Consider the following 25224-nt stretch of genomic DNA (forward strand, 5'->3'; position numbering starts at 1 on the left):
CCCACGCCTTCCCATCCCGAACAGGACCGTGAAACGACTTAGCGCCGATGATAGTGCGGATTACCCGTGTGAAAGTAGGACATTGCCAGACACCCATTAGAACGCCCGTACAGACAACTGTACGGGCGTTTTGCTTTGTGCGCTCCCGCAATGCAGTACGCCGGCATGTTAAACTCTTCCTCTTGTGCAAAATCTGGTCAGCGCTGCTGACTGAGAGAATCGGGAGTGACGATGTCTGGCAATTCTTTTGGTCTTCTTTTCAGTGTCAGTTCTTTTGGTGAATCCCACGGTCCGGCAATTGGCTGTGTGGTTGACGGCTGCCCACCCGGGCTGGAATTGACCGAGGCCGATATCCAGGCTGAACTGGATCGCCGCAAGCCGGGCACTTCCCGCCATGTTACCCAGCGTAAAGAGCCTGATACCGTCGAAATTCTTTCCGGTGTGTTTGAAGGCAAAACGACGGGTACGCCGATTGCATTGTTGATCCGCAACCAGGATCAACGCAGCCAGGACTACGGCAAGATCGCCGAAACCTTCCGCCCTGGCCACGCTGACTACACCTACTGGCACAAATACGGTATCCGCGATTATCGTGGTGGCGGTCGTTCTTCTGCGCGAGAAACGGCCGTGCGTGTGGCCGCAGGTGCTATTGCCAAAAAATGGTTGAAGGAAAAGTTTGGCATTCAGATTCGCGGCTACATGAGCCAGCTGGGCGAGATTGAAATCCCGTTTCAGAGTTGGGATCAGGTGGGTGAAAACGCCTTTTTTGCCCCTAATAACGAGATCGTGCCGCAACTGGAAGCCTATATGGACCAGATTCGCAGCGAACGTGACTCGGTTGGTGCAAAGATCACCGTCGTTGCAGAAGGGGTGCCGGTAGGTCTGGGAGAGCCGGTCTATGACCGTCTGGATGCGGATATCGCCTATGCCATGATGGGTATCAATGCCGTCAAGGGTGTTGAAGTGGGTGCCGGTTTTGCCAGTGTCGCCCAACGCGGTTCTGAACATTGTGACGAACTGACGCCGGACGGCTTTGCCAGTAATCACGCCGGTGGTGTATTGGGCGGGATATCCACCGGTCAGGATATTGTCGTCAATATGGCGGTCAAACCGACTTCCAGCATTGCCCAGGAACGCCGCTCCATCGACAAGGCCGGGAACCCGGTCATGATGGCGACCACAGGCCGGCATGACCCCTGTGTGGGTATTCGGGCAACCCCGATTGCGGAGGCCATGCTGGCTTTGGTATTGATTGATCACGCTTTGCGTCATCGCGCCCAGTGCGCAGACGTTAAAGTGGATACGCCGCGTATTCCGGGAGCGATCGGCGGCTGATTTATTGGCGTATTCTGTTCCGGCTCGCTTGAGGCAAACTGCATGAAACGGATTTTGTTGCTGTGTCTGGTGACAGGGTGGTTGGCAGGTTGTGCAACTCCGCCGCCGGAGTTCGTTGCCCAGGTGACGGTACGCCACACGCTGGCCAGTTCGGTGGCGGGCAAGCAGTTTGCCTTCACCCGGCAGGCTCCCCAGTCGCAAAGCCTGCTGGATCACACGGCAGAACAGCAGGTCGCGCAGGAGCTGGCCAACGCCGGTCTGGTGCAGGCAGACAACCCGCAACGGGCGGATTGGCTGGTGTCGCTGAACTACGGTGTGGATAACGGCCAGATTGTTGTGACCCAGGAGCCTGTCTGGGGGCCTGTGGGTTATGGTGTGTTTTATAACTGGTACAGCACGCCGACTGGCCGTGTCTATGTACCGGCTTATTACCCGCAGACCGGGGTGGTTGGTACGCAATCAATCCAGTCCACGGTCTACACCCGCTTCCTGACGGTCGATATCTCTGATCGCCAGTTACTGGAGCAAGGGCGCTTTGCCAAGCTCTACGAAGGCAAGGCGCTGAATCGTTCGGATACTCAGGACATCGATACAGCCTTGCCCTGGTTGACGCGCGCGTTGTTCCAGAGCTTTCCGGGTTTTTCCGGTACCACCAGCACTGTGCGGTTGTTGCTGCCCGTACCGCACTGAGGCGCTCACACATCAGATTGCGCCAGAGCGGCGCATTGGTTCCAGCAGGAAGAGGCGCTTTTCGCTACAATTGCGCGAACTTTTGCCGGACACCACTCTGTGACGCCTGATCAGTATTGCGAAGACAAAGCCGCGAAAAGCGGTTCCAGCTTTTATTACAGCTTCCGCTTCCTGCCGCTGGAAAAGCGCCGTGCCATTACTGCGCTCTATGCCTTCTGCCGCGAGGTGGATGATGTCGTTGATGAAACCCACGACGAAGGTGTCGCCCGGACTACGCTGAGCTGGTGGCGGGCCGAGATCGACAACCTGTATGCCGGTAATCCACAGCATCCGGTAACTCGCGCCTTGTTGCCTGCGATCAAGAAATACGATCTGGCGCGTGAACTGTTTCTGGAAATCATCGACGGTATGGAGATGGATCTGGATGGCGCGCGTTATGCCTCATTCAAAGACCTGCAACTGTATTGCTATCGTGTGGCCTCGGTCGTTGGGCAAATGGCGGCGCAGATTTTTGGCTATACCGACCGCAAGACCCTCAAATACGCGCACGATCTGGGCCTGGCATTCCAGTTGACCAATATCATCCGTGATGTGGGTGAAGATGCCCGTCGTGGCCGTATCTATCTACCGGTGGATGAGCTGCAGCGTTTCAATGTGCCCGCTGCGGACATTCTCAATTTCCGCGAGACCGAAGAATTCCGTGCGCTGATGGATTTCCAGATTGAGCGCGCGCAGCACTACTACCAGCAGGCCATTGCCGAGTTGCCGGCAGCGGACCGCAAGACGCAGCGTACTGGTCTGGTGATGGCGGCCATCTACCGGGCCACGCTGGAAGAAATCAAGCGGGATGGCGTGACCAAAGTACTCAACCAGCGTCTGAGTCTGACACCGATACGCAAGCTGTGGCTGGCCTGGCGTACCTGGTGGTGGGGCTAAACCTCTTTGGCCATGAATGCGCGTTCGGTTGCGGTGATTGGGGGGGGCTATGCCGGTATGGCTGCCGCCGTTGCACTGGCGCGGCAGGGCGTCCGCGTTTGTGTATATGAAGCCGGCCCGGTACTCGGTGGGCGGGCGCGGCGTATTGCCATTGATGGACGGCGCCTCGACAACGGTCAGCATCTGCTGATTGGGGCGTACACCACACTCCTTGGCTTGATGCAGGAAGTGGGTGTCGAGCTCAAGGACGCTTTCTTGCGTACCCCCCTGAACCTGAATGTTCAGCCTGATTTTCATTTGCGCTGCCCGTTTCTACCCGCGCCGTTGCATCTGCTGGGGGGGCTGCTAACGGCCAGGGGCTTGTCCTGGTCGGCGCGGCTGGCGTTGATTCGCTTGATGTTGATTAGCCAGCTAGCGGGTTGGCGGCTTCAAGTCGATCTGACCGTGGCGCAATGGCTGGCACAACACCGGCAGCCGGGCGATCTGGTCGCGCGTTTCTGGCAACCGTTGACCGTGGCTGCGCTCAATACCCCCATCGAAACTGCATCCGCTCAGATTTTGCTGAACGTATTGCGAGACTCGCTGGGCGGGGGCAGGGCGGCTTCTGATTTGTTATTTCCCAAAATTGATTTTTCTGCTTTGTTTCCGGAGCCCGCAGGCGAGTTCGTCACGGCGCGCGGCGGCCGTATCGAGACCGGTGTTTCTGTCACGCGATTGCGGCAAGATCAGGGCCAATGGTTGATTAATGATCTGGCTGCGCGTTTTGACGGCGTCATCGTGGCATTGCCGCCGCACCGGTTGGACATGTTGCAGGATGACACCGGCAAACCGGTTCTGGCGGATGTGGTGCAGCAAATCCAGTCCTGGGAATTCCAGCCGATTGTGACGCTCTATTATCAATATCCCGCAGAAATCGGCTTGCCCCAGCCCATGCTGGGGTGCTCTGGTGGATTATGCCAGTGGGTTTTTGATCGGGGACAAACCCACGCTGAGGCTGGGTTGATTGCAGTGGTGCTCTCCGCCAAAGGCGTGCACAGTAGCTGGCCCCAGGCGGAGCTGGCTGCGCGGGTGGCGCAAGAGCTGAGCGCCACGTTCGGTTGGGGTGAGCCGATCTCGCATCGGGTGATTAACGAGAAGCGGGCCACATTTGCCTGCACGCCAGATATGGTGCGGCCGCAGAATGCCACCGCATTTGAAACGCTCTGGCTGGCGGGCGACTATACCGCGCTGGATTATCCGGCCACGCTGGAAGGCGCGGTCAGAAGTGGCCAGCAAGCGGCCGATGCACTGCTGAAGGCACTGAACTGAAAGGAACGGCAATATGGACTGGAAAACCACGCAACCAGCTGCAGATGCGTTCAAAGACCGGGTCATTCTGGTCACCGGTGCCGGGCAAGGCATTGGCCAGGCCGCGGCTCTGGCGCTGGCTGGCGCAGGCGCCACGGTAGTGCTGATGGGGCGCAATGAGAAAAAACTGGCCAAAGTGTATGACGCCATTGAAGCCGCCGGTGGGCCACGCCCGGCGGCCGTACCCATGGATCTGGCCAAGGCAGGGGAAACCGAACTGGCGCAACTGGGTATGGTGTTGAGCAAAGAGTTTGGCCGGCTGGATGGCATTTTGCATGCAGCCAACGGCTTTGCGCACCTCTCCCCACTGGCGAACCAGAAGCTGGATGAATGGATGGAGCAATTTCGGGTGAATGTGGCCGCACCCTTTGCCATGACCCGTGCCTTGATGCCCTTGCTTGCCGAGTCGCCAGACGCAGCGGTGCTGGTATTGGGCGAACATCATGGCCTGGAGCCCAAGGCCTTTTGGGGCGGTTATGCGGTCTCCAAAGCGGCCCAGCATACGTGGGTGACGATTGCTGCGGACGAATGGGACAAACAAGAAAACCTGCGGATCAATCTGCTGGTGCCGGGGCCCATCCACTCGCCGTTCCGCACCAAAACACATCCTGCAGAAGCCTGGTCTACCTTGCCGCAGATTGCCGATATCGTGCCGGCGATTCTGTATTGGTTGGGCCCGCAAAGCCGTGGCCGCAGTGGCCAGGTACTACGTTTTGATGCGAGTGAAACCTGATCGCGGGGATATCGCGGCCAGTGCGCCAAGTGTAAATATTTACAGTGTTGCCTTGGTGCAACAATCTGCTAGTATTACTTCCAGACTACTTGACATTCATTGCCAAGGCAGTGCCGGCTGCTCCAGCCGGTTGGGGTGAGCACCCCACATAGCGTCTCCTTCTTATTTGGCTGATCGGCCCCGTTACTCACGGGGCTTTTTTTTGTCTGTCGCCCGCTTTTTGATCGCTACCGTTCTCCGTCCGCCTGCACACACTGGTAAAATCATGCGTTAACCCACGCGCAGATCTCATGGACCTGGAACACCTTTTTTCCACCGAAGGCCCGTTTGCCAAAGCTTTTCCTGGCTACAAGCTACGTCAGGCGCAGCTGGAAATGGCACAGGCAGTCAAAGCGGCTATCGATGAAAAAGGCCAACTGATCGCCGAGGCCGGTACCGGCACCGGCAAGACCTTTGCATATCTGGTGCCGGCTATTCTGGGTGGTGGCAAAGTCATCGTCTCGACCGGAACCAAAACGCTGCAAGATCAGTTGTTCCAGCGAGATATCCCGCTGGTGCGTGACGTGTTGCGCGTGCCGGTGACCGTGGCCCTGCTCAAGGGGCGCGCCAACTATGTTTGCCATTACCACCTTGAGCGCGCCCGCCACGAAGGGCGTTTTCTGCGCAAGGAAGACATTGCCGACCTGCACAAGGTCGAGCGCTACGCCAAGATCACGCAATCGGGTGACAAGGCCGGTTGCACCGGTGTGCCGGAAGATGCCCCCATCTGGCCTCATGTGACGTCCACGCGGGATAACTGTCTGGGTAGCGACTGCCCCAATTACAAAGACTGTTTTGTGCTCAAGGCCCGCAAAGAAGCGCAAGAGGCCGATGTGGTCGTGGTGAACCACCACCTGTTTTTTGCCGATGTCTGGCTGCGTGATGAAGGCGCGGGCGAACTGCTGCCGGCCTGTAACACCGTGATTTTCGATGAAGCCCACCAGTTGCCGGACGTCGCCAGTCTGTTCTTTGGCGAGACCGTCACCAGCGGTCAGTTGATCGAGATTGCCCGCGATGCGCGCAGCGAAGGTCTGGTGATTGCCAAAGACTTCGTCAAACTGCCGCAGGCCGCCGAGGCGCTGGAAAAATCCGTGCGGGACTTCCGGCTGGTATTCAAGCCCGAACCGGCGCGGTTTCCGCTCCATCAGGTGAGTGAGTTGCCCGGCTTTGCCGAGGCACTCGCCGACATGCTGACCTGCCTGACCACCTTGCAAAGCCTGTTAGCCGCACAAGCCGAGCGGGCCGAATCGCTGGAAAACGCAGCCCGGCGCGCGCACGAATTGCGCGAGACGCTGGAAAACTGGCAAAAGGGAGATGACGAAGAGGCAGTCCACTGGATCGACATCCTCTCTCATGGCTTCATGTTGCACGCCACGCCGCTGAACATTGCCCGGGTGTTCCAGAAGCAACTCAAGAGCAATCCACGCGCCTGGATTTTTGCTTCGGCCACGTTGGCGGTCAACGGCAAGTTCACCCACTACCAGCACGAACTGGGCTTGTGGGATGCGCAAACCGGCACCTGGGATAGTCCGTTCGATTACAAAAAGCAGGCGGTGCTGTACGTGCCGCCCAATATGCCAGATGCCAACTCGCCCGGGTTTACCAGCAAGGTGGTCGATCAAGCCTGGCCCTTGCTCAAGCTCACACACGGCCACGCTTTCTTGTTGTTTACTTCGCTGCGTGCCATGCGCGAAGCGCATGAACTGGTGGCGCAGCGGCTAAAAGATGAAAAGCTGGAATGGCCGCTGCTCTTGCAAGGGCAGGGCTCGCGGACCGAATTGCTGGATCAGTTCCGCCGCTCGCCCAACGCGATTCTGGTTGCCAGTCAGACCTTCTGGGAAGGGATTGACGTCAAGGGTGAGCAGTTGTCGCTGGTGGTGATCGACAAGCTGCCGTTCTCGCCACCGGATGACCCGGTACTGGCCGCCCGTATTGAGCAAATGAACAAGGAAGGGCGCAGCGCCTTTGTGGAGTACCAGATACCGCATGCGGCCATTGCCCTCAAACAAGGGGCTGGGCGTCTGATCCGTGACGAAACCGACACCGGTATTCTGATGATCTGCGACACGCGGTTAGTCGATAAACCGTATGGCAAACTGTTGTGGAAAAGCTTGCCGCCGATGTACCGTACGCGCGAACCCGATACCGTAAAACGATTCTTTGAAGCCAAACGCAACCATGCCCCGCAGCAAGACCAGTCGCCAGAACAAACCAGCTAATACCGCGTCGCCCTCTGGCCGTTTTACCGGCTTGCTGTTGCTGACCTTGCTGATCATCCTCATTCTGGGCGGCATTGGCGCCTATAACGCCATTGTCGTGCCCCAACAGCAAACTACGCCGCTTGATTTTGAGCTGGAGCCTGGCAGCACGCGCAAGGTCGCTGAACAGCTAGAGGCGCAAGGCGTGATCCAGTCGCCGCTGACCTTTCGCATTCTGGCGCGCTTGACCGGCGCCGAGCGCAAGCTCAAAGCCGGCAGCTACACGCTCAGTACGCCAACCAGCTTGATCGACCTGATCCGTAAATTGACGGATGGCGATACCGCCATGATCTCGTTCACGCTGATTGAAGGGGCAAACTGGCGCAGCTTGCGTACGGCGCTCAACAACAGCCCGGATTTGCGGCACGACACACAAGCCATGACCGACGCGCAATTGCTGGCGACGCTTAAAATTGATGCTTCCAGTCCGGAAGGGCAGTTCTTTCCGGACACCTATCACATTGATCGTGGCAGCACAGACCTCAAGTTGTTGGTACGGGCGCACGAACGCATGCAAAAGAAGCTGGATGCTGCCTGGAATAAACGCGCGCCTGATCTGTTGCTCAAGACCCCATATGACGTGCTGATCATGGCGTCACTGGTGGAGAAAGAAACTGGCCATGCGCCAGACCGGCCGCTGGTCGCCGGGGTATTTCTCAATCGCCTTAAAACCGGCATGCGCCTGCAGACCGATCCCAGCGTGATCTACGGGATGGGTGAGAGTTATACCGGTGCATTGCACAAGGTTGATCTGGAAACCGATACGCCCTGGAACACCTACACCCGGGCCGGTTTGCCGCCCACGCCCATTGCCAATCCGGGCGAAGCGTCTTTGCTGGCCGCGGTGCAACCGGCCAATACGCGGGCGCTGTACTTTGTCTCCCGGGGGGATGGCAGTTCGCAGTTTTCCGAGAGTCTGGCCGATCATAATGCGGCGGTTCGCAAGTACATTCTGGCGCCGACCGGCAAGCCGGCGGCGGCGTCGGCAGCACAGTAAACCAGTCGCGTTACCGCACACAACACAACGCCGCAGCCATTCTGGCAGCGGCGTTGTTGTTTTCAGACAATTTCGTAGTTCATATTTTAAAACTACCAAAAATCGCTTGCCTTTTCATGTCGGCCAGGCAAAAATCTCGGTCATGTTTTGCGTTGCAACAACTCGCTATTTATTGATTCTTTGGGCGCACTGATACTGGAAAACCCGTATCGAAGTGTTTAAGAGTGGCGGTAATGCTGGCTTCGTGGTCCTGCCCGATCATGAAAAATCAGCGTAGATATTGCCTGAATCAAGTAAAACAGTGATAAGCTTGCAGCATTCAATAGATCTCGATCGCAAACAAACGATCGATTTTTTTCGGTTCTGATGTGTAGCTGTTTATTTCTGGCTACAGATCGCATGGTCTGGTTTCTGATCAAAAATCGGTAGCCAAACCTGTTTGAATCCGGGTGAGAAGGTAGTTGGACTACCGGTTTGCCTTGATGACGTTTTGACTGTTTCCTGTCCTACCGGTTCTGGCTTGGCACGGCCGAATCGGGAATTCAGAGCCACAACCTGTAGCAGGTTGTGGCTTTTTTTTATCGATCACCGCCGGCGATCATGTCTTGCCCATACATAAATAAAAAAGCCCGCAGTTGCGGGCTTTCTTGCGTGGGTCGGGCTTTGGGTTACTGGATGCCACCCTTGGTGTGGAAATGGCGCTCCAGCTTGCTGACACCGGCCGCCATCACCATGGTCAACGCCAGATACACCAGCGAGATGGTGATGTAGGGCTCCCAGAAGCGCGAATAGACGCCAGATACTGTGCGGGCCGCATAAGCCAGTTCGGTCAAGCCGATGACGGAGACCAGGGAGCTGTCCTTGAGCAACATGATGGCTTCGTTGCCCAATGGTGGCAGCATGCGACGAAATGCCTGCGGAATCACAACATGGCGCATGGTTTGCCAGTAGCTCATGCCCAGCGAGCGCGAAGCCTCGGTCTGACCGCGCGCAATGGACTGGATGCCAGCACGGAAAATCTCGGTAATGTAGGCGCCGGCATTAAGGGTCAGTGCCACCAGGCCAGACATGAAGGCCCCATAGTCCTGGCGCAGGGTGACGGCCAGATCGCCGCTGATCAGCAAACCATCGTCCGGGTGGACCAGCAAGGGCATGACCGCAAAATGGATGAGCAGAATCTGCACAAACAATGGTGTGCCGCGAAAAAAGGTGATGTAAACCGTGGCTGGCCAACGGGCAAACAGCCGTAATGGCCATTTCCAGGGGCCGTGCGTGACGTTGCTGGAAAGCCGTGCCATGCCGCTGAAGAGGCCGATCAGCGTGCCGAAGAATACCGCGATGATCGTGATCACCACCGTCATTTTGGCGCCGTCAACGAACATCTGGCGGTATTCCCAGATCATCTGCAGATTGACGTGATTTAAAGGCGGTACCGTGTGTTGTGCCTGGTCCCAGAATTGATTGAAATCCATATGTCTCGTATCCGGTTCAGGCTGCTGTGTTGAAAGGAAAAACGTTCAGGGTATACAGGGATTGCATGGTTTGAACTGCAAATATCGTGATTGAAGCAAAACAAGGCTATGCATGAAAAGAAGCGCAAACGGCATGCCGTTGCGCTTCTTTTCATGCGATTACAAGCTGGCTCAGGCGAGCTTATTTGTTGCCGAAATACTTTTTGTAGATCTTGTCGTAGGTGCCGTCAGCCTTGATGGCCTTGATGCCCGCGTTGATCTTGGTCAGCAGGTCCTTGTTGCCCTTTTTCACGGCGTAGCCGTAATACTCTTTGGCAAAGCTGCTGTCATCCACCACCTTGAGTTTGGCGCCTTTGTTGTTGGCAACGTAGTTGATCACGACACCATTGTCGGCCACCACGGCATCCACGCCGCCAGACAACAGTTCCTGAATGGCCAGCGGGGTCGATTCAAAGCGCTTGATGTTCGGGCTGGTTTTGCCTTGCAGTTTTTGCACGACTTCATCGCCAGTCGTGCCGGTTTGCACGGCCACTTTCAGGTTCTTCAGGTCAGTAAATCTGGTGACCTTGCTGGAGCCTGATACGGCAATCATCTGCTTGGCTTCAAAGTACGGCTCGGAGAAATCCATGCTTTGCTTGCGCTCGTCGGTAATGGTCACGGCCGAGCTGACGATGTCGCGATCACCGGTAGAGAGGGTGGCGAAAATACCTTCCCATGGGGTGTTGATGAACTTCACGTCGAAACCGCCCTTGGCCGCGACGGCTTTGAGTACGTCTACATCGAAGCCGACCACTTCTTTCTTGTCGTTCATCGATTCAAACGGAGCGTAGGAGGCGTCAGTCGCCACCTGGTAGGTTTTGCCGGCAGCAAATACCGGGGTGGCCAGAATCACGGAGGCGGTGAGGGCAGCAAACAGTTTGCCGAACTTGTTCTGCATGGCGAAGTACTCCTGGGACGGGTTGGTTTTGTTTCCAGTCACTATTATCAGGCGGGCCGGCCGGTGATCTTGTCACCACGACACCGCCCGCTTTGCACGCTTCGGATAGGGAGCGTATTGGCGCCAGGACTGTGCCGCAATCAGGATTATCCCTTGACGGCAATCAAGTCAGCGCAGCACCAATGGGCTTGATTAAAGCAATATTTTGACCAGCACGCAGGCTCCGAACGATCAGTGTGGCGCGTTTGCCGTAATTCTTTTCCCTGGTGTTGGCGTATGAATCCACGAACACCCGCCGCCATACGGCTGAACCGGGCGTGTTGTATGCCGGCAAGTCGGCTCCTGGGCATGGGCAAGCGAACGGTCTTGCCATGGGCAACGCCAAAATGGGCCGCAATGGTGCAGTTGCGTGTGGGCATGCCAGGGATGTGCCCAAATAAAAAGCCGCCCATCAAGGGCGGCTTTCAGGTGCAGCGGACAAGTCCACTTAGTCGTTACGCGTTTCCACCTGCACCAGCGGGGTTTCGCTGTGTGCGCTGGCCGGGGCATCTGCCGCCGCGCTACGGCGGGTGCGGACTTCTTCGGCCGGGGCGGCAGTTTCAGCGGTGCTGGCCGTCGGGGCTGCGGCGGTTTCTACTTGCTGCAGCGATTCAGCGGCGGCATCCGCGCTGTCTTGACGAGGCTTGCTGTCACGGCGACGACGACGGGTCGGTGCAGCCGGGGCATCCGCTGCCGGTGTTTCTGGCAGATCCTGACGGGTTGCCACCAGAACCAGACCTACTTCTTCCGGCGTAGCGACATCCAGTACTGGCGCAGCGATGACGGGCGCAGGCGCAGCCTTGGCTGGCTGTGCTTCGTCAAAGAGGCCAGGTTGCAGTGCCGGTGCCGCGGCAACCACTTCGGCCACGGTGACGGGCGGCGTCACGATTTCTGCAATCGCAGGGGCAGCTTCTACCGGTGCGGCGACTTCTGGTGCTGCAACCACGGCCGGTGTGACCGGGGCTGTTACGGTCTCTGCTACAGCCTTGCTGGCCAGCATCGTCACGATGGTGCCGGTTGCCGCTTGAACGGGTGTCGCTTCCACGACCGGAGCAACAACCGCAACCGGGGCGGGCGCAACCGGGCCAGGTGCTGCAACAGGTGCCGGAGCTACCGGTTCTGCGACAGGTTCAGCCGCAACAACGACCGGCTCGGCCGCTGTCGGGGCAGCAACGGCGTTGACCGTCGCAGCGCTGATGGCAGCAGCCCAATCGCTTTGTTCTGCGCTGGCCGGTTGTGCCGGAGCAACAACGGCTTCTGCAACGGCCGGTGTTTCCACACCAGCGTCTGCAGTGGCTTCTGTGTTGACTGCTTCGTTCTCGTTGCGGTCACGACGATCGCGACGACCACGACGACGACGGCTACGACCTTCACCTGCTTCCGGGGCTGCGGCTTGTTCGCCGGCCACACCTTCAACCGGTGCGGCAACCTGCTGGATCACTTCTTTTTCTTCCGCAGCGACCACGGCCGGCTTGGGTTGGCGTTCACGTTCCTGGCGCGGTGCGCGCGGCTGACGCGGTTCCTGCGCCTGCTGCTCGTTGCGCTCTGCACGCTCGGCCTGCTGGCGTTCACCGCGTTCACCACGGCTACGCTCGTTGCGTTGCTCCTGGCGGGCGGCGCGGGCGTTCATGTCTTCTTCGATACGCGGCTTGCTGCTGGCGCCGCCACCACGACGTTCGCCATTCTGCTGGCGATCGGTGGTGTTGCGATCTTCGCGTTCAGCACGCGGTTGACCACCACGTTCGCTCCGCTCGCCATTGCGATCACGACGGCCGCCCTGACGGTTGTCATTGCGTTCGTTGCGGCCGCCACGCTGACCGCCCTGGCCTTGACCCTGGCGCTTGGCGGGTTGCGGTGCCGGTTCTACCTTGGCCGGTTCGCCGCTGAAGAATTTGACAATGCGCGACCACAGGCTCGGGCCGGTGGCGGTTGCCGCAGCGGCGGCCGGTTCGCGCGGGGCGGAGACCGGGGCCGGTTGTGCCGGGGTGATCCCCTTTACAGCGGCTTCCTGGCGCTTGGCCATTTCTTCACGGGCCTGGCCTGGCTGGTAGCCTTCTTCTGGCGGGGTTTCCACCATGCGGTAAGACGGCAGGGCCTCTTCAGTGTGGTTCAGGTCGTCATGACGCAGACGCACCACGCTGTAGTTTGGCGTTTCCAGGTTGATGTTGGGGATCAGCACCACACTGACTTTCAGGCGCGATTCCAGCGTAAAGAGTTCTGTCCGCTTTTCGTTCAACAGGAAGGTGGCGACATCGACCGGCACCTGCGCATGGATGGCGCCGGTGTTTTCCTTCATGGCCTCTTCCTGGATGATGCGCAGGATGTTCAGGGCCGAGGATTCGGTGCCGCGGATAAAGCCCGTGCCGTGGCAGCGCGGGCAGGCAATGTGGGTGGTTTCTTCCAGCGACGGTTGCAGGCGCTGGCGGGAGAGTTCCATCAAACCAAAGCGGCTGATCTTGCCGGTCTGCACGCGGGCACGGTCAAAATGCAGTGCCTCGCGCAGGCGGTTTTCCACCTCGCGCTGGTTCTTGGGGTTCTCCATGTCAATGAAGTCGATGACGATCAGGCCGCCCACGTCGCGCAGACGCAGTTGGCGGGCGATTTCATCGGCCGCTTCCAGGTTGGTGCGGGCAGCGGTTTCCTCAATGTCCGAGCCTTTGGTGGCGCGGGCCGAGTTCACGTCGATGGAGTAAAGCGCTTCGGTCTTGTCGATCACGATGGCGCCGCCGGACGGCAGCGTCACTTCCCGCGCAAACGCGGTTTCGATCTGGTGTTCAATCTGGAAGCGGGAGAACAGCGGCACGTCATCTTGATACAGCTTCACGCGGTTCACGTTGCCCGGCATGACGTGGCTCATGAACTGGCGGGCTTGCTCGTAGATGTCGACCTTGTCGATCAGCAACTCGCCAATATCCGGCTGGAAGTAATCGCGGATGGCGCGGATGACAAGGCTGGATTCCTGATAGATCAGGAATGCGCCACTGCCACCTGCGGCGCCTTCAATGGCACGCCACAGTTGCAAGAGGTAGTTCAGATCCCACTGCAGTTCTTCGGCGCTGCGGCCAATGGCGGCAGTCCGCGCGATCAGGCTCATGCCCTGCGGGGTTTCCAGCTGGTCGAGTACCGCGCGCAGTTCCTGGCGCTCGTCACCCTCGATGCGGCGCGAAACGCCACCGCCACGCGGGTTGTTCGGCATCAGCACCAGATAGCGGCCGGCCAGACTGATATAGGTGGTCAGGGCAGCGCCCTTGTTGCCGCGCTCGTCCTTTTCAACCTGGACGATCAGCTCCTGGCCTTCGCGCAGTGCGTCACCGGGTCGAACCCGGCCACCTTCACTACCGTCGGCATAGTAAGAGCGGGCAATTTCCTTGAAGGGGAGAAAACCGTGGCGGTCGCAGCCGTAATCTACAAAGCACGCTTCGAGGCTGGGCTCGATGCGGGTAATGACACCCTTGTAGATGTTGGATTTGCGTTGTTCCTTGCCGACCGTTTCGATATCCAGATCGATCAGCTTCTGGCCGTCGACAATCGCAACGCGCAGCTCCTCGGCCTGCGTTGCATTGAACAGCATGCGTTTCATATTCGTGTGGCTCCCGCACGCACTCGCACGGCGGAAACCCGGGGCAACAACGCCCACAGTTCGTCGACACCATCCCCGTGGCCACCGGTTGTAAGGCGGGGGCAGGGCGGTCAAAGAGCGGAACCGGTCAGGGCGTGTGCAATCTCCATTACGTCTAGCGTCCGCTTCTGGCGGGCGCCGGAAAAAACCGGGTGTCGGGTATAGCGCAAGCTTTGGTGGAGCTTGCGGTTAATAACCTTGTGAGTGCGTGGTTCTATAAACGTGCGTTTCTGTCGCTGCTTGAACCCGCGATCAGACCTCAAAGCTGCGCGTCAATGACAGGGTTAGCTCGAAATCCGGAGTCGTAAGCTGTACACTCCGTCTTTTTGCCCGTGTCATCACTAGCTGCGCCGGCCTGAGCCGTCAAAGCGGTGAATCAGCTGCATTCAATTGCGGTGAGCGAGCATTAACCGCTTCCCAAAACCTTTGACCAAACGTGCACGTCAGGCGATTCCCGCGCGGCATTTCGTGTTTTCCGACCAGTGTCGGCACAGGAAACGGTACGATGAATGTACGGCGGGAAGGCGATCGCCAGCGTATGCAGGGCGTCGATCAAAGAACGGGAACAATGTTGCAGCGATGTTCGCGGGCAAAAGGGCCGGCGAGTGTCACATCAATGTCATGCTGCAACGTGTCACAGAGTATAAGTCAATATGTCTCAGACTAGCAAAGCGTCTGTCAACTTTATCGAAATAACCTCAGAGCAAGCTGGACAGCGCCTTGATAATTTTTTGTTGCGCGAGCTCAAAGGTGTGCCGAAAAGCCGCGTTTACAAGATTATTCGTGGTGGCGAGGTGCGCGTGAACAAAGGCCGCGTCGACGTCACCTATCGTCTGGAAACGGGTGATATTGTGCGTGTGCCCCCCGTACGCGTGGCCGATGCGCCGGACATTGCGCCGGCTCAGGCGGCTGCCCAGCGCATTGATCTGCCCATCTTGTTTGAAGATGACGCACTCCTGGCCATCAACAAACCTGCCGGTCTGGCGGTGCATGGCGGTTCAGGCGTGAACTTTGGCGTGATTGAACTCTTGCGTGCCCAGCGCCCGGAGGCCAAATTTCTGGAGCTGGTTCACCGGCTGGACCGGGAGACCTCCGGTATCCTGATGGTGGCCAAAAAGCGCAGTGCGCTGGTCAAGCTGCACGATATGCTGCGCGACAACCACAATATTGATAAGCGCTATCTGGCGATGGTGTTGGGGGTTTGGCCGGACGACAAACGCCATCTGCGCTTCAAGCTCTTCAAGTACCACACGCCGGAAGGGGAGCGCCGGGTGAAGGTGACGCAGGACGGGCAGGAGGCGCACACCGTGGTGTATCGCCGCCGTGTGGGTGAGCATTATTCGCTGGTGGAGTGTGAACTCAAAACCGGCCGTACCCACCAGATTCGGGTGCATCTGGCCTCCGCCGGGTTTCCGATTCTGGGCGATGAAAAATACGGTGATTTCCCGCTCAACAAGCAACTGCCCAAAGAAGGGCTCAAACGCATGTTTCTGCATGCCTGGCAGTTGACCCTCGCGCACCCCATTTCCGGCGAAGAGTTGAAGATCGAAGCGCCGTTGCCCACTGAACTGGCGCAGTTTGTTGAAGCCAGCACAGCGCCGCGCAAAACGGCCAGCTCCGCCGCCAAGCCCAAAGCCACACGAGATTGATTCCGCAACAGATTTAATCGTTCAACAGATCAGGCAGGGTTTTCATGCGTCAGGATTTTGATTTACTGGTGTTCGATTGGGACGGTACCTTGATGGACTCCACCGGGACCATCGCCCGCTCGATCCAGTTGGCGTTTGCCGATGCGGGCCTGCCGGTGCCGGAATACGAAAAAGCGGCCTATGTCATTGGCTATGGCTTGAAAGAGGCCATGCAATATCTGGCGCCAGAGGCCGATGACGCCGCCGTGGCGCGGATTGTGGACGCCTACAAACAACATTACCTGCAGCAAGATGCCCATCTGGTGCTGTTTGAGGGGGTGGTCGAGGCGCTACCCCGGTTTCGCGAGGCTGGTTACATGCTGGCAGTGGCGACCGGAAAATCCCGGGTAGGCCTGAATCGTGCGCTGGGGGCAACGGGCCTGGGCGATTTGTTTGAAGTGACCCGCACAGCAGATGAAGCGTTTTCCAAACCGCATCCGGCCATGCTGGAATACATTCTGGACTTCACCGGGGTCGTTCCCAGGCGCGCCATCATGATTGGCGATACCACGCATGATCTGCAAATGGGCCAGAACGCCGGTACAGCCACGATTTCTCTGGGTTGCGGTGCCCACCCTGCGGCCGCCTTGCGGGCGGAGAAACCGCTGAACCACTTTGACCAATTTGGTGATCTGGCAGCATGGATACTCAACAAAGCGTAAGTACCGATGCGGATGGCCAGGAAATCTGCGACAGCGGCGCGCTGACTGAGCGCGGTCTGGGCCAGCGTTTCCGGGTGGATTGGTATGGCGAGGAGCGCGAAGCGTTTGCCGTGCGTTTTGGCGGCAAGGTGTATGCGTATCTGAATTCCTGCGCGCATATCCCCATCGAACTGGATTACCAGCCTGGCGATTTTTTTGATCTAAGCCACAACTTTCTTGTTTGCGCCACGCACGGTGCCTACTATGCGCCAGAGAGCGGCCTGTGCCTGGGCGGCCCCTGCCCGGGGCGGCGGCTGGAATCCGTGCCGGTTGCAGAGCGTGCGGGCAAGATATACTGGCTCTCGCCAGCAACCGGGCAAGACGGCTGGCCGGATTAACCGGTCGGCGCAAAAAACACGCAAAAACACAGAAACCCGCATCGACAAAGAGAAGCCACATCATGGAACAACAACCCTGGGAGCGCCAGGTCCTGACTGACCTGCTGCAGGCCGGCCTGAAAGAGCAACGCCGCGCCCGCCGCTGGAATATCTTTTTCCGCCTGCTGGGTTTTGGCATTGTGCTGTTGATTATCGGCCTGGGCATGGGCTGGTTTGGCGGCAAGGAACTGGAGAGCGTCTCCACTGGCCCGCATACCGCCATGGTCAGCATGACGGGCGAAATCTCCGCCGATGGCGAAGCCAATATCGAAAACGTGCTTGACGGTGTCAATGCCGCCTATGAGGACAAAAACACCAAAGCGGTGCTGTTGAACTTCAATAGTCCGGGTGGTAGCCCGGTCCAGGCGGGCCAGTTGCATGACGAACTGTTGCGCCTTAAGCAAAAATATCCGGCCATTCCCTTGTATGTGGTGATTGGTGATATCTGCGCCTCTGGCTGCTATTACGCGGCCGTGGCCGCTGACAGGATTTATGCCGACAAAGCCTCGATGGTGGGCTCGATCGGCGTGTTGATGGATGGATTTGGCTTTACCGGCACCATGGAAAAACTGGGCGTAGAGCGCCGTTTGCTGACAGCGGGCGCCAACAAGGGCTTCCTTGATCCGTATTCGCCGCTGAACGCCGCCCAAAAGGGCAAGGCGCAAGCCATGCTCGATGAAATCCACCAGCAATTCATCGATACCGTGAAGGCCGGCCGTGGCAAGAAGCTGGCGCTGGATAATCCGGATTTGTTCTCCGGTCTGATCTGGACGGGGACCACTGGTATCAAGCTGGGCCTTGTGGATGGCCTGGGTTCGGTCGACAGTGTGGCGCGGGATGTAGTCAAAGCCCCGGATGTAGTCGACTTTACCCCGCAGCCTGGTTATTTTGACCGTTTTGCACGGCGTATTGGCGTGACCGCGGCAACGCAACTGGCCAGCCAGCTCAAGCTGAGCATTCACTGATTTGTTTGACTGATCCAGAACGAGGGCGGGGCGATGGCACGCAAAAAGCGCGAGGAGGAGCATGAGAACCATGAACGCTGGCTGGTTTCATACGCTGACTTCATCACGCTGCTGTTTGCGTTTTTTGTGGTGATGTATGCCATCTCCTCCGTGAACGAAGGCAAGTACCGCGTGCTGTCTGATTCGCTGGTCAATGCCTTTCAGAATAACGATGCCAAACCCGCAATCGGCGCTGCGCCGGCGGGCAAGCAGGTGATTGCCCCGATCGTCTCGCACCCGCAAAGTGCGCCGACCAGTTCGCCAGAAAACACCAAACTGGTCGAGCAGACGCGCCGCATGAGCGGCATGGCCGACGATCTGCGTGCGGCACTGGGCCCGTTGATCCAGCAAGGTAAAGTGCGGGTGACACAATCGGCCCGCGGCATTGCCGTGGAGATCAGTGATAGCGTGCTGTTTGACACCGCCAAGGCGGAGCTGCAAACCAACTCGGCCGCCGCCTTGCGCGCCGTGGCGCAGCGCCTGACCAGCACGGATAATCTGATTGAAGTGCAAGGCAATACGGATAACCAGCCCATCAAGTCGCCGCAATACCCCTCCAACTGGGAGCTCTCTGCCGCCCGCGCAGCCTCGGTCGTGCGCTTGTTTGCCGATACCGGCATTGCCCCGGAGCGCATGGTGGCCATGGGCTATGGCGAGTATCGCCCGGTCGAGCCCAACGATAGCCCGGAAGGCCGCGCCCGTAATCGGCGCGTGACCATCAACATCCTGGCGAACAATCGTGATGATGTGTCCGTGCTGACGGCGTCCCAGCCGCAGCCGCAGCACTGAGGCTGCCATGGCTTCTGTGTTTCTGCGTGATCCGCATGTGGTATGGCGTACCACGCAGATTCTGTTTCGCAATGCCCGGTTGGCCCAGGTCACCAGCTTGATCAACGCCAGTTGCCTGGCCTTTGCTTTGCGCGGGGATGTGATCCGCCCGGTGTTGCTGGTCTGGTGGACGTGCATGGCGCTGATCCTGCTGGGGCGTTTGTGGTTGGCAGAACGTTTCCGGCTGGCCAAACCCAGGCCCAATCAGGTGCTCAAGTGGCGTTACCGTTACTACTTTGGGGTGTTGCTCAGTGGCGCCGGCTGGGGTTCGGGTTGTTTGTATTTCGGCATGCATGTCTCGGAGACGGCGCGCTTTTTCATCGCCCTGCTGTTGAGCGGCATGGCCGCAGGCTCCTTGCCGATCCTGGCCCCCTCCCGCTGGGCCTTGCGTACCTACGTCGCACTGCTGACCCTGCCCATGCTGATCTTTGCCATGATCAACCCGGGGCGTTTTGGCGCCATGTTTGCAGTGTTGCTGCTGGTCTTCATCTTCACCTTGTTGCGCAGTGCCAGCGAATACCATCACGTCTTGATTGAAACCATCGGGCTGGATCAGGAAAAAGCGCGGCTGCTGGCGGATCTGAAAATTGCCACGCAAGACCTGGAACGCAGTGCGCGCGCCAAGGATGAATTCCTCGCCGCCATCAGCCACGAAATCCGGACGCCCATGAACGGCATTCTGGGCATGGCGCAATTGCTGGCCAGCCAGCCGTTGCCGGGCTCGCAGCGCGAGCAGGTGGAAATCATCCGCTCCTCGACCGATGCCTTGCTGGCGCAAATCAACGGCGTGCTGGATTACTCCCGGATCGAGGCGGGCCGGCTGGAGCTGGTGCCCGCGCCGTTCTCCCCGCAACAACTGCTGGATGATCTGCAACGCATGTTCCTGCCGCAGGCCCAATTGCAGGGCCTGCAACTGGCTAGCCATCTGGGAGAGGACGTACCGCCCGCGCTGGTGGGGGATGTCACCCGGCTCAAGCAGGTGCTGGTCAATCTGACGGGCAACGCGCTCAAATTCACCCGCCAGGGGCAAGTCGCCGTCAGCCTGACCGTGCACCAGCGCCATGACGATCAGGTGGTGATGACCTGCGCGGTGAGCGATACCGGCCCCGGCGTGCCGGCAGACCGGCGTGAAGCCATTTTCTTGCCGTACACCCAGGCCGATAACCGTATCGCCCAGCAATTTGGCGGCAGCGGTCTGGGGCTGACCATTTCCCGGAGACTGGTTGGTTTGATGGGCGGCCAGTTGTGGGTAGAAGACAATCCGGGTGGTGGCAGCGTGTTTGCGTTTACGGCGCAATTGAAGGTGAGCGCGACGCCTGTCGCAGCAGAGTCCATCCCGCTGCCGGCACATGCAATGCAGGTGCTGGTGGTGGATGACAATGCCGTCAACTGCCTGGTCGCGCGGCGTTTTCTGGAGAAGATGGGCCATCAGGTGACCGTGGCGCACGATGGCGATGCCGCGCTGGAACTGGTGATCCAGCAGGCGTTTGACCTGGTGTTGATGGACGTACAAATGCCGGTCATGGATGGGCTGACGGCTGCCTGGCATATCCGGCAACTGGAGCGGGAAACCGGCGCGCGCCCCTTGCGCATCGTTGCTCTGAGCGCCAATACCTCTGAAGCAGACCGCGAGGCATGCATGGTCGCGGGGATGGATGATTTCCTGGAAAAACCGGTACGCCAGGTCGAGCTGGCTGCGCTGATCGGGCGCTTGTAAGCACGCCGCTTCTCACCGCATTACGCCCCGCCTCCCAATGCCTGCATCAATGCCGCAGAATCGGCCAGCCGGTCTGCCCGTGCCCCGATCTCGTCCAGGGCGCTTTGCTGTTGCTGGCGCTGGCTGTCGAGCAATTGCAGCATGCTTACACCTCCGGCCGAATAACGCGCTTGCGTGGTGCGCAAGATGGCGTCGTTCTGTGTTTTGACCTGATTGCGCGCCGCTAGCGTGCTGGCATCCGTGTCTAGCGCAGTCAGCGCATCGGCTACTTGTTGCAGGCCCGTCAGCACCGTTTGCTGGTAAGCCGCCGTTGCCCCTTGCCAGGCCGCTTCAGCGCCGCGTTTTCTGGCTTGTAACTCGCCACCATGAAACAACGGCTGCATCAAACCCAGCCCGATATTCCACACATTCAGCCCATTGGTCAGATCGTGCGAGCCGGTGCGCTCTGAGCCGATGCTGCCCGAAAGGGTGAGTTGCGGATACAGATTGGCTGTCGCGACACCCACTTGCGCGGAGGCCTGATGTAACAGGGCTTCTGCCGCCCGGATATCCGGCCGCTGCCGCGCCATGCTGGATGGCACCGTCAGCGGCAGGCTGGCGGGCAGGGTGAGGGTAGAGAGGTCGATATCCGCTGCGGCCAATTGAGACGGTGGCGCGCCCAGATAGACCGCCAACTGATGCTCCATCTGCCCGGCCTGTTTTTGCAGCGGCGGAATACTGGCGCGGGTTTGGGCAATCAGGCTTTGCTGGTTGTGGATGTCCAGTTGCGCCACGCCACCCGCATGCAGGCGTTGTTGCATGATCTGCAACTGGCGTTCTTGCGTGGCTAAAAGTTGTTGGGTGGTTTCAATTTGCGTGCGCACCGCCGCCAGCCGAATGGCCGCCGTCACCACATTGCCGGCCACACTCAGGCGGGCAGCTTGCAACTCAAAGGCCTGGTAATCCACCGTGGCGCCGAGTGCTTCCAGTTGCCGGCGATTGGCTCCAAACAGGTCGAAGGTATACGCCACGTTCAACGAGACGTTGTACAAATTGAAGGGCGGCGGGCTGGGTACGTTGGTAATGCCAAATGCCGCCAGATCAATCTTCTGTCGCTGCGCACCCACTTTCAGATCAAGTTGCGGGTATTGCGTGGCCCCCGTTTCGGCATTGAGCTGCTCTTGCGCCTGGCGCAGATGGGCTTCGGCCTGGGCCAGCGTCTGATTATGCGCCAGTGCCTGATCCACCCAGTCGTTGATCTGGCTGGAGCCAAATTGCCGCCACCAGTACGCCGGCGCGGCATCGGTGCTGATCAACTGCTGGCTGGTGCCCTCTGCGGCGGGCGTGCTGGTGGCAGGTGTGGCAACCCAATCCTGGCTGGCAGGTGGCGCAGGCGTGTGAAAATCCGGGCCAACCGCACACGCGCCTAGCGCGCTGGCCAAAGTCACAAGACATAGTCGGGGCAGGAGTGGGGGCATGATTCAATCCAGCGTGTTGCGGTAGAACTTGATGGCAATCAGCATGACCACCGTGGTGAAAATCATCAGCGGCCAGAGGCTGGGCCACAGATCAAGCCAGCCATTGCCCTTGAGCAAGATGCCACGGATCAAGCGGTTGAAATACGTCAGCGGCAGCACATTGCCAATGTATTGCGCCCACAGGGGCATGCCCTGAAAAGGAAACATGAAGCCGCTGAGCAAGATATTGGGCAGGAAATAAAATACGGTCAGTTGCATGGCCTGCAACTGGTTTTGCGCCAGTGAAGAGAGCGTGATGCCCACCATCAGGCTGGCGGCAATAAACAACAACGCCGCGCAATACACCGCAATCAGGCTGCCCACCATCGGTACGTGGAACACCAGCCGCGCGCCCAGCAAAATAATCGTGGCCTGGATCAGCCCGATCACCACGTAGGGCACGATCTTGCCGGTGATGACTTCGATGGGCCGGACCGGCGTCGCCAGCAGGTTTTCCATAGTGCCGCGTTCGCGTTCGCGGGTCATGGCAAGACCGGTCATCATCACCAGCGTCATGGAGAGCACCACGCCCATCAGGCCCGGCACAACGTTGTACTGGGTGATGCCTTCGGGGTTGTAGAGCCGGTGTACGTTGACGTCAAACGGTGCGGCGCTGCCATTGAAATGCGCTAGCGCGCCTTTGAGATCCTTATCTGCCACCGATTGCACCAATTGCGGTACGGCGGCCAGCGCGGCAGACATCGCGGTGGGGTCGGTGGCATCGGCCTCAATCAGCAATGAGGGTTTTTCCCCGCGTACCAGTTTGCGGGTGAAGTCGGGCGGAATATTGAGCACAAACAAGACCTTGCCCTGCGCCAGTGCGGCGCGGCCGGATTGTTCATCCGGCAATGAGTCCACAATCCGGAAATAATCCGAGTTACGCAGCGCCGCCACAAAGCTGCGCGTGAACTCGCTGTTATCCTGGGCAATCACTGCCGTGGGCATGTGATGCGGGTCGGTATTGATGGCAAAGCCAAACAGCAGCATCTGCATGATGGGCACGCCGACAATCATGCCGAACGTGACGCGGTCGCGCTTGAGCTGCAAAAACTCTTTGAGCACGATGCTCCACCAGCGGGCAATGGAAAACGGGTGTGGGCGACTCATGCTCCGGCTTCCGCAAAGTTGTCGGTGGATTGCTTCATCATGTAGATGAAGACGTCTTCCAGACTGGTTTCGGCAGGTTCCAGCTGCAGATGGCGTTCAGCGGCCACTTGCTTGAGGGTGCGTTCCAGCGCGTCGGCATCTTTGCCGCTGATATGCAGTGCATTGCCAAAGGCCACGGTTTGATCCACGCCCGGTTGCTGGCGCAAGTCGCTCCCCAATTGCACCAGGTTGTCGCCACGCAACGACCAGGTGGTCAATTGCTGGCTATCGATGATCTCTTGCGCCGTGCCTTGCGCCAGCAGGCTGCCGTAGGCAATGTAGGCCAGCTTGTGGCAACGCTCGGCTTCGTCCATATAGTGCGTGCTGACCAGCACGCTGATGCCCTGGGCGGCCAGCCGATGCAGTTCTTCCCAGAAATCCCGCCGTGCCGTGGGGTCGACACCGGCGGTGGGTTCATCCAGCAGCAGCAACCGGGGTTCGTGCAGCATGCAGGCGGCCAGCGCCAGGCGTTGTTTCCAGCCGCCAGAGAGCGACCCGGTCAGCTGTTTGGCGCGGGATGCCAGACCCAGGCTTTCCAGCGCCTGGTCAACCTTCTGTTTGCGGTCTTTCATTTCATACATGCGGGCGATGAAGTCCAGATTCTCGCGGATGGTCAGGTCATCCCAGTATGAGAATTTCTGGGTCATATAGCCCACATGGCGTTTGATCTCGGCACTTTGCTTGCGGATATCGAAGCCCAGGCAGGTGCCGGTGCCGGAATCTGGCGTGAGTAGCCCACACATCATGCGGATCGACGTGGTTTTGCCGCTGCCGTTCGGCCCCAGAAAGCCATAGATTTCGCCGCGCTGGACCTGCATGTCCAGGTCCTTGACCACGTGTTTATCGCCAAAATGCTTGTTCAACCCGTGCACATCAATGACCGGGCCGGCGTCGGCTGGTGCATCAGTCATTGAGACGCACCTCAACCGGTTGGCCCGGATGGAGCGCGGGCGCTTTTTTGGCGTTGGGATGGGCTTCGATCAGGAACACCAGTTTGTTGCGGTTTTCGTTGCTGTAAATCACCGGCGGCGTGTATTCCACCTCGCTGGATATAAACGTGATGCGGGCCGCGATATCCGCCTCGCAGCCATCGCAATGAATGGTGACCGCCTGGCCGGTTTTCAGATGGCCGACTTCAGCTTCCGGCACAAAAAAGCGCACCTTGATGTTCTCTGGCGGCAGCATGCGCACCACCGGGTTGCCGGCCGCGACCCACTCTCCGGGTTGGTACAAGGTGTCAAACACCAGGCCGCTGCGTGTGGCATCCACGGTTTTCTGATCCAGCTTCCAGCTGGCTTGTTCCAGCGTCGCCCGGGCGGCGGCGACCTGGGCGGCCTGGGCGTTGATCTGCTGTTCGCGGCCGGGCAGGGCATCGACCTGCAACTGGTTTTTCAGTTGGGTTACCTGAGCCGCCGCCGATTGCGCGCTGGTACGCGAGTCGTCCAGTTGCTGGCGGGATACGCCGCCGGCGGCAAACTGGATTTCATCCCGGTCCAGCTGGGTCTGGGCGTTGTGGGCAGTGATCTGCGCGGCGGCCAGTTGCGCCCGCGTCACGCTGATTTCCGGCGGGCGTTTACCGCTACGCATATCGGCCAGTTGGGCCAGTGCCGCCCGCAATTGCTGTTGCGCCTGGCGTTGCGCGGCGGCCTCGTTCTGGGCTTCCAGTGCAAATAGCGGTTGCCCCTCCCGAACCTGTTGCCCGCGTTGCACGGATAGCTGATCCAGCCGGCCCGCCTGGGAGGTGGCGACATAAACGTACTCACCTTCAACATAACCTTGCCAGGCGTTGCTGGCAGGCTCGCCGCATGCGGTCAGCAACAAGGTCAGTACGGGGCTAAGGACGAGTAAAGGCAAATGACGCATGG

20 protein-coding genes and 1 rRNA gene are annotated in these 25224 nt (G+C 59.1%); 14 read left to right on the plus strand and 7 right to left on the minus strand.

The features are described from left to right. The 8 genes from rrf to mltG all read left to right on the plus strand — a co-directional run. Window positions 1-91: ribosomal RNA gene (gene rrf / locus HNQ50_RS22580) — 5S ribosomal RNA — on the plus strand; the annotation flags it as partial. A gap of 140 nt (window positions 92-231) precedes the next feature. Then, on the plus strand, window positions 232-1335 hold the full coding sequence (aroC, locus tag HNQ50_RS00005; RefSeq protein WP_184096277.1) for a chorismate synthase: 1104 nt from the start codon (window positions 232-234) through the stop codon (window positions 1333-1335). 42 nt (window positions 1336-1377) lie between these two features. Beyond that, complete coding sequence (locus HNQ50_RS00010; protein WP_184096279.1) at window positions 1378-2025, plus strand: DUF4136 domain-containing protein; 648 nt, start codon at window positions 1378-1380, stop codon at window positions 2023-2025. A 99-nt stretch (window positions 2026-2124) separates the two neighbouring features. Continuing rightward, a complete protein-coding gene (gene hpnD, locus HNQ50_RS00015; protein ID WP_184096281.1) occupies window positions 2125-2961 on the plus strand; it encodes a presqualene diphosphate synthase HpnD in 837 nt (278 codons plus the stop codon). A 12-nt stretch (window positions 2962-2973) separates the two neighbouring features. Continuing rightward, window positions 2974-4269 (plus strand): hydroxysqualene dehydroxylase HpnE, encoded by a 1296-nt coding sequence (hpnE, locus tag HNQ50_RS00020; protein WP_184096283.1) that lies wholly within the window; start codon window positions 2974-2976, stop codon window positions 4267-4269. A 13-nt stretch (window positions 4270-4282) separates the two neighbouring features. Beyond that, complete coding sequence (locus HNQ50_RS00025) at window positions 4283-5041, plus strand: SDR family NAD(P)-dependent oxidoreductase (RefSeq protein ID WP_184096285.1); 759 nt, start codon at window positions 4283-4285, stop codon at window positions 5039-5041. 290 nt (window positions 5042-5331) lie between these two features. Further along, window positions 5332-7299 (plus strand): DNA repair helicase YoaA, encoded by a 1968-nt coding sequence (yoaA, locus tag HNQ50_RS00030; RefSeq protein WP_184096287.1) that lies wholly within the window; start codon window positions 5332-5334, stop codon window positions 7297-7299. Beyond that, entirely contained in the window at window positions 7259-8335 is a 1077-nt protein-coding gene (gene mltG, locus HNQ50_RS00035; protein WP_184096289.1) for an endolytic transglycosylase MltG, read from the plus strand. Before yoaA ends, mltG begins: the two co-directional genes overlap by 41 nt. 668 nt (window positions 8336-9003) lie before the next feature. Here mltG and HNQ50_RS00040 read toward each other — a convergent pair. From HNQ50_RS00040 to HNQ50_RS00050, 3 genes are all read right to left on the minus strand, one after another. Further along, on the minus strand, window positions 9004-9807 hold the full coding sequence (locus HNQ50_RS00040) for an amino acid ABC transporter permease (protein WP_184096291.1): 804 nt from the start codon (window positions 9805-9807) through the stop codon (window positions 9004-9006). A 181-nt stretch (window positions 9808-9988) separates the two neighbouring features. After that, complete coding sequence (locus tag HNQ50_RS00045; protein ID WP_184096293.1) at window positions 9989-10744, minus strand: basic amino acid ABC transporter substrate-binding protein; 756 nt, start codon at window positions 10742-10744, stop codon at window positions 9989-9991. A 487-nt stretch (window positions 10745-11231) separates the two neighbouring features. Further along, on the minus strand, window positions 11232-14363 hold the full coding sequence (locus tag HNQ50_RS00050; RefSeq protein ID WP_184096295.1) for an Rne/Rng family ribonuclease: 3132 nt from the start codon (window positions 14361-14363) through the stop codon (window positions 11232-11234). 692 nt (window positions 14364-15055) lie between these two features. Here HNQ50_RS00050 and HNQ50_RS00055 point away from each other — a divergent pair. From HNQ50_RS00055 to HNQ50_RS00080, 6 genes are all read left to right on the plus strand, one after another. Next, window positions 15056-16051, plus strand: coding sequence for an RluA family pseudouridine synthase (locus tag HNQ50_RS00055; protein ID WP_184096297.1), 996 nt, complete (start codon window positions 15056-15058; stop codon window positions 16049-16051). Window positions 16052-16095: 44 nt separating this feature from the next. Then, the gene (locus tag HNQ50_RS00060; RefSeq protein WP_184096299.1) at window positions 16096-16752 is read left to right on the plus strand and encodes an HAD-IA family hydrolase; all 657 of its coding nucleotides are present in this window, start codon (window positions 16096-16098) and stop codon (window positions 16750-16752) included. After that, on the plus strand, window positions 16731-17129 hold the full coding sequence (locus HNQ50_RS00065) for a Rieske (2Fe-2S) protein (RefSeq protein ID WP_184096302.1): 399 nt from the start codon (window positions 16731-16733) through the stop codon (window positions 17127-17129). The genes HNQ50_RS00060 and HNQ50_RS00065 overlap by 22 nt, the downstream gene beginning before the upstream one ends. Before the next feature lie 62 nt (window positions 17130-17191). After that, window positions 17192-18133: a S49 family peptidase gene (locus HNQ50_RS00070; RefSeq protein ID WP_184096304.1), complete on the plus strand. Its 942-nt coding sequence runs from the start codon at window positions 17192-17194 to the stop codon at window positions 18131-18133. Window positions 18134-18166: 33 nt separating this feature from the next. Continuing rightward, complete coding sequence (gene motD / locus HNQ50_RS00075) at window positions 18167-18961, plus strand: flagellar motor protein MotD (RefSeq protein ID WP_184096306.1); 795 nt, start codon at window positions 18167-18169, stop codon at window positions 18959-18961. A gap of 7 nt (window positions 18962-18968) precedes the next feature. Further along, window positions 18969-20717, plus strand: coding sequence for a response regulator (locus HNQ50_RS00080; protein WP_184096308.1), 1749 nt, complete (start codon window positions 18969-18971; stop codon window positions 20715-20717). 20 nt (window positions 20718-20737) lie between these two features. Here the strand turns inward: HNQ50_RS00080 and HNQ50_RS00085 are convergent, their stop codons facing one another. From HNQ50_RS00085 to HNQ50_RS00100, 4 genes are read right to left on the minus strand one after another with little or no spacing between them, the layout of a single operon-like run. Then, window positions 20738-22174: an efflux transporter outer membrane subunit gene (locus HNQ50_RS00085; RefSeq protein WP_184096310.1), complete on the minus strand. Its 1437-nt coding sequence runs from the start codon at window positions 22172-22174 to the stop codon at window positions 20738-20740. Window positions 22175-22177: 3 nt separating this feature from the next. Then, window positions 22178-23320, minus strand: a complete 1143-nt coding sequence (locus HNQ50_RS00090; protein WP_184096312.1) for an ABC transporter permease — start codon at window positions 23318-23320, stop codon at window positions 22178-22180. Then, window positions 23317-24270 carry an ABC transporter ATP-binding protein gene (locus HNQ50_RS00095; protein WP_184096314.1) on the minus strand — a complete coding sequence of 318 codons (954 nt, stop codon included), beginning with the start codon at window positions 24268-24270 and terminating at the stop codon, window positions 23317-23319. The genes HNQ50_RS00090 and HNQ50_RS00095 overlap by 4 nt, the downstream gene beginning before the upstream one ends. Beyond that, the gene (locus tag HNQ50_RS00100) at window positions 24263-25222 is read right to left on the minus strand and encodes an HlyD family secretion protein (RefSeq protein ID WP_184096317.1); all 960 of its coding nucleotides are present in this window, start codon (window positions 25220-25222) and stop codon (window positions 24263-24265) included. Before HNQ50_RS00100 ends, HNQ50_RS00095 begins: the two co-directional genes overlap by 8 nt. Window positions 25223-25224 lie beyond the last annotated feature (2 nt).

The sequence above is a fragment of the Silvimonas terrae genome, from assembly GCF_014202765.1.
Classification (GTDB): domain Bacteria; phylum Pseudomonadota; class Gammaproteobacteria; order Burkholderiales; family Chitinibacteraceae; genus Silvimonas; species Silvimonas terrae.

What these genes read in the sequence shown, in the direction of transcription:
- aroC (WP_184096277.1), top strand. Translation starts at nt 232, where the DNA reads ATGTCTGGCAATTCTTTTGGTCTTCTTTTCAGTGTCAGTTCTTTTGGT.
- HNQ50_RS00010 (WP_184096279.1), top strand. Translation starts at nt 1,378, where the DNA reads ATGAAACGGATTTTGTTGCTGTGTCTGGTGACAGGGTGGTTGGCAGGT.
- hpnE (WP_184096283.1), top strand. Translation starts at nt 2,974, where the DNA reads ATGAATGCGCGTTCGGTTGCGGTGATTGGGGGGGGCTATGCCGGTATG.
- HNQ50_RS00025 (WP_184096285.1), top strand. Translation starts at nt 4,283, where the DNA reads ATGGACTGGAAAACCACGCAACCAGCTGCAGATGCGTTCAAAGACCGG.
- yoaA (WP_184096287.1), top strand. Translation starts at nt 5,332, where the DNA reads ATGGACCTGGAACACCTTTTTTCCACCGAAGGCCCGTTTGCCAAAGCT.
- mltG (WP_184096289.1), top strand. Translation starts at nt 7,259, where the DNA reads ATGCCCCGCAGCAAGACCAGTCGCCAGAACAAACCAGCTAATACCGCG.
- HNQ50_RS00040 (WP_184096291.1), bottom strand. Translation starts at nt 9,807, where the DNA reads ATGGATTTCAATCAATTCTGGGACCAGGCACAACACACGGTACCGCCT.
- HNQ50_RS00045 (WP_184096293.1), bottom strand. Translation starts at nt 10,744, where the DNA reads ATGCAGAACAAGTTCGGCAAACTGTTTGCTGCCCTCACCGCCTCCGTG.
- HNQ50_RS00050 (WP_184096295.1), bottom strand. Translation starts at nt 14,363, where the DNA reads ATGAAACGCATGCTGTTCAATGCAACGCAGGCCGAGGAGCTGCGCGTT.
- HNQ50_RS00055 (WP_184096297.1), top strand. Translation starts at nt 15,056, where the DNA reads ATGTCTCAGACTAGCAAAGCGTCTGTCAACTTTATCGAAATAACCTCA.
- HNQ50_RS00060 (WP_184096299.1), top strand. Translation starts at nt 16,096, where the DNA reads ATGCGTCAGGATTTTGATTTACTGGTGTTCGATTGGGACGGTACCTTG.
- HNQ50_RS00065 (WP_184096302.1), top strand. Translation starts at nt 16,731, where the DNA reads ATGGATACTCAACAAAGCGTAAGTACCGATGCGGATGGCCAGGAAATC.
- HNQ50_RS00070 (WP_184096304.1), top strand. Translation starts at nt 17,192, where the DNA reads ATGGAACAACAACCCTGGGAGCGCCAGGTCCTGACTGACCTGCTGCAG.
- motD (WP_184096306.1), top strand. Translation starts at nt 18,167, where the DNA reads ATGGCACGCAAAAAGCGCGAGGAGGAGCATGAGAACCATGAACGCTGG.
- HNQ50_RS00080 (WP_184096308.1), top strand. Translation starts at nt 18,969, where the DNA reads ATGGCTTCTGTGTTTCTGCGTGATCCGCATGTGGTATGGCGTACCACG.
- HNQ50_RS00085 (WP_184096310.1), bottom strand. Translation starts at nt 22,174, where the DNA reads ATGCCCCCACTCCTGCCCCGACTATGTCTTGTGACTTTGGCCAGCGCG.
- HNQ50_RS00090 (WP_184096312.1), bottom strand. Translation starts at nt 23,320, where the DNA reads ATGAGTCGCCCACACCCGTTTTCCATTGCCCGCTGGTGGAGCATCGTG.
- HNQ50_RS00095 (WP_184096314.1), bottom strand. Translation starts at nt 24,270, where the DNA reads ATGACTGATGCACCAGCCGACGCCGGCCCGGTCATTGATGTGCACGGG.
- HNQ50_RS00100 (WP_184096317.1), bottom strand. Translation starts at nt 25,222, where the DNA reads ATGCGTCATTTGCCTTTACTCGTCCTTAGCCCCGTACTGACCTTGTTG.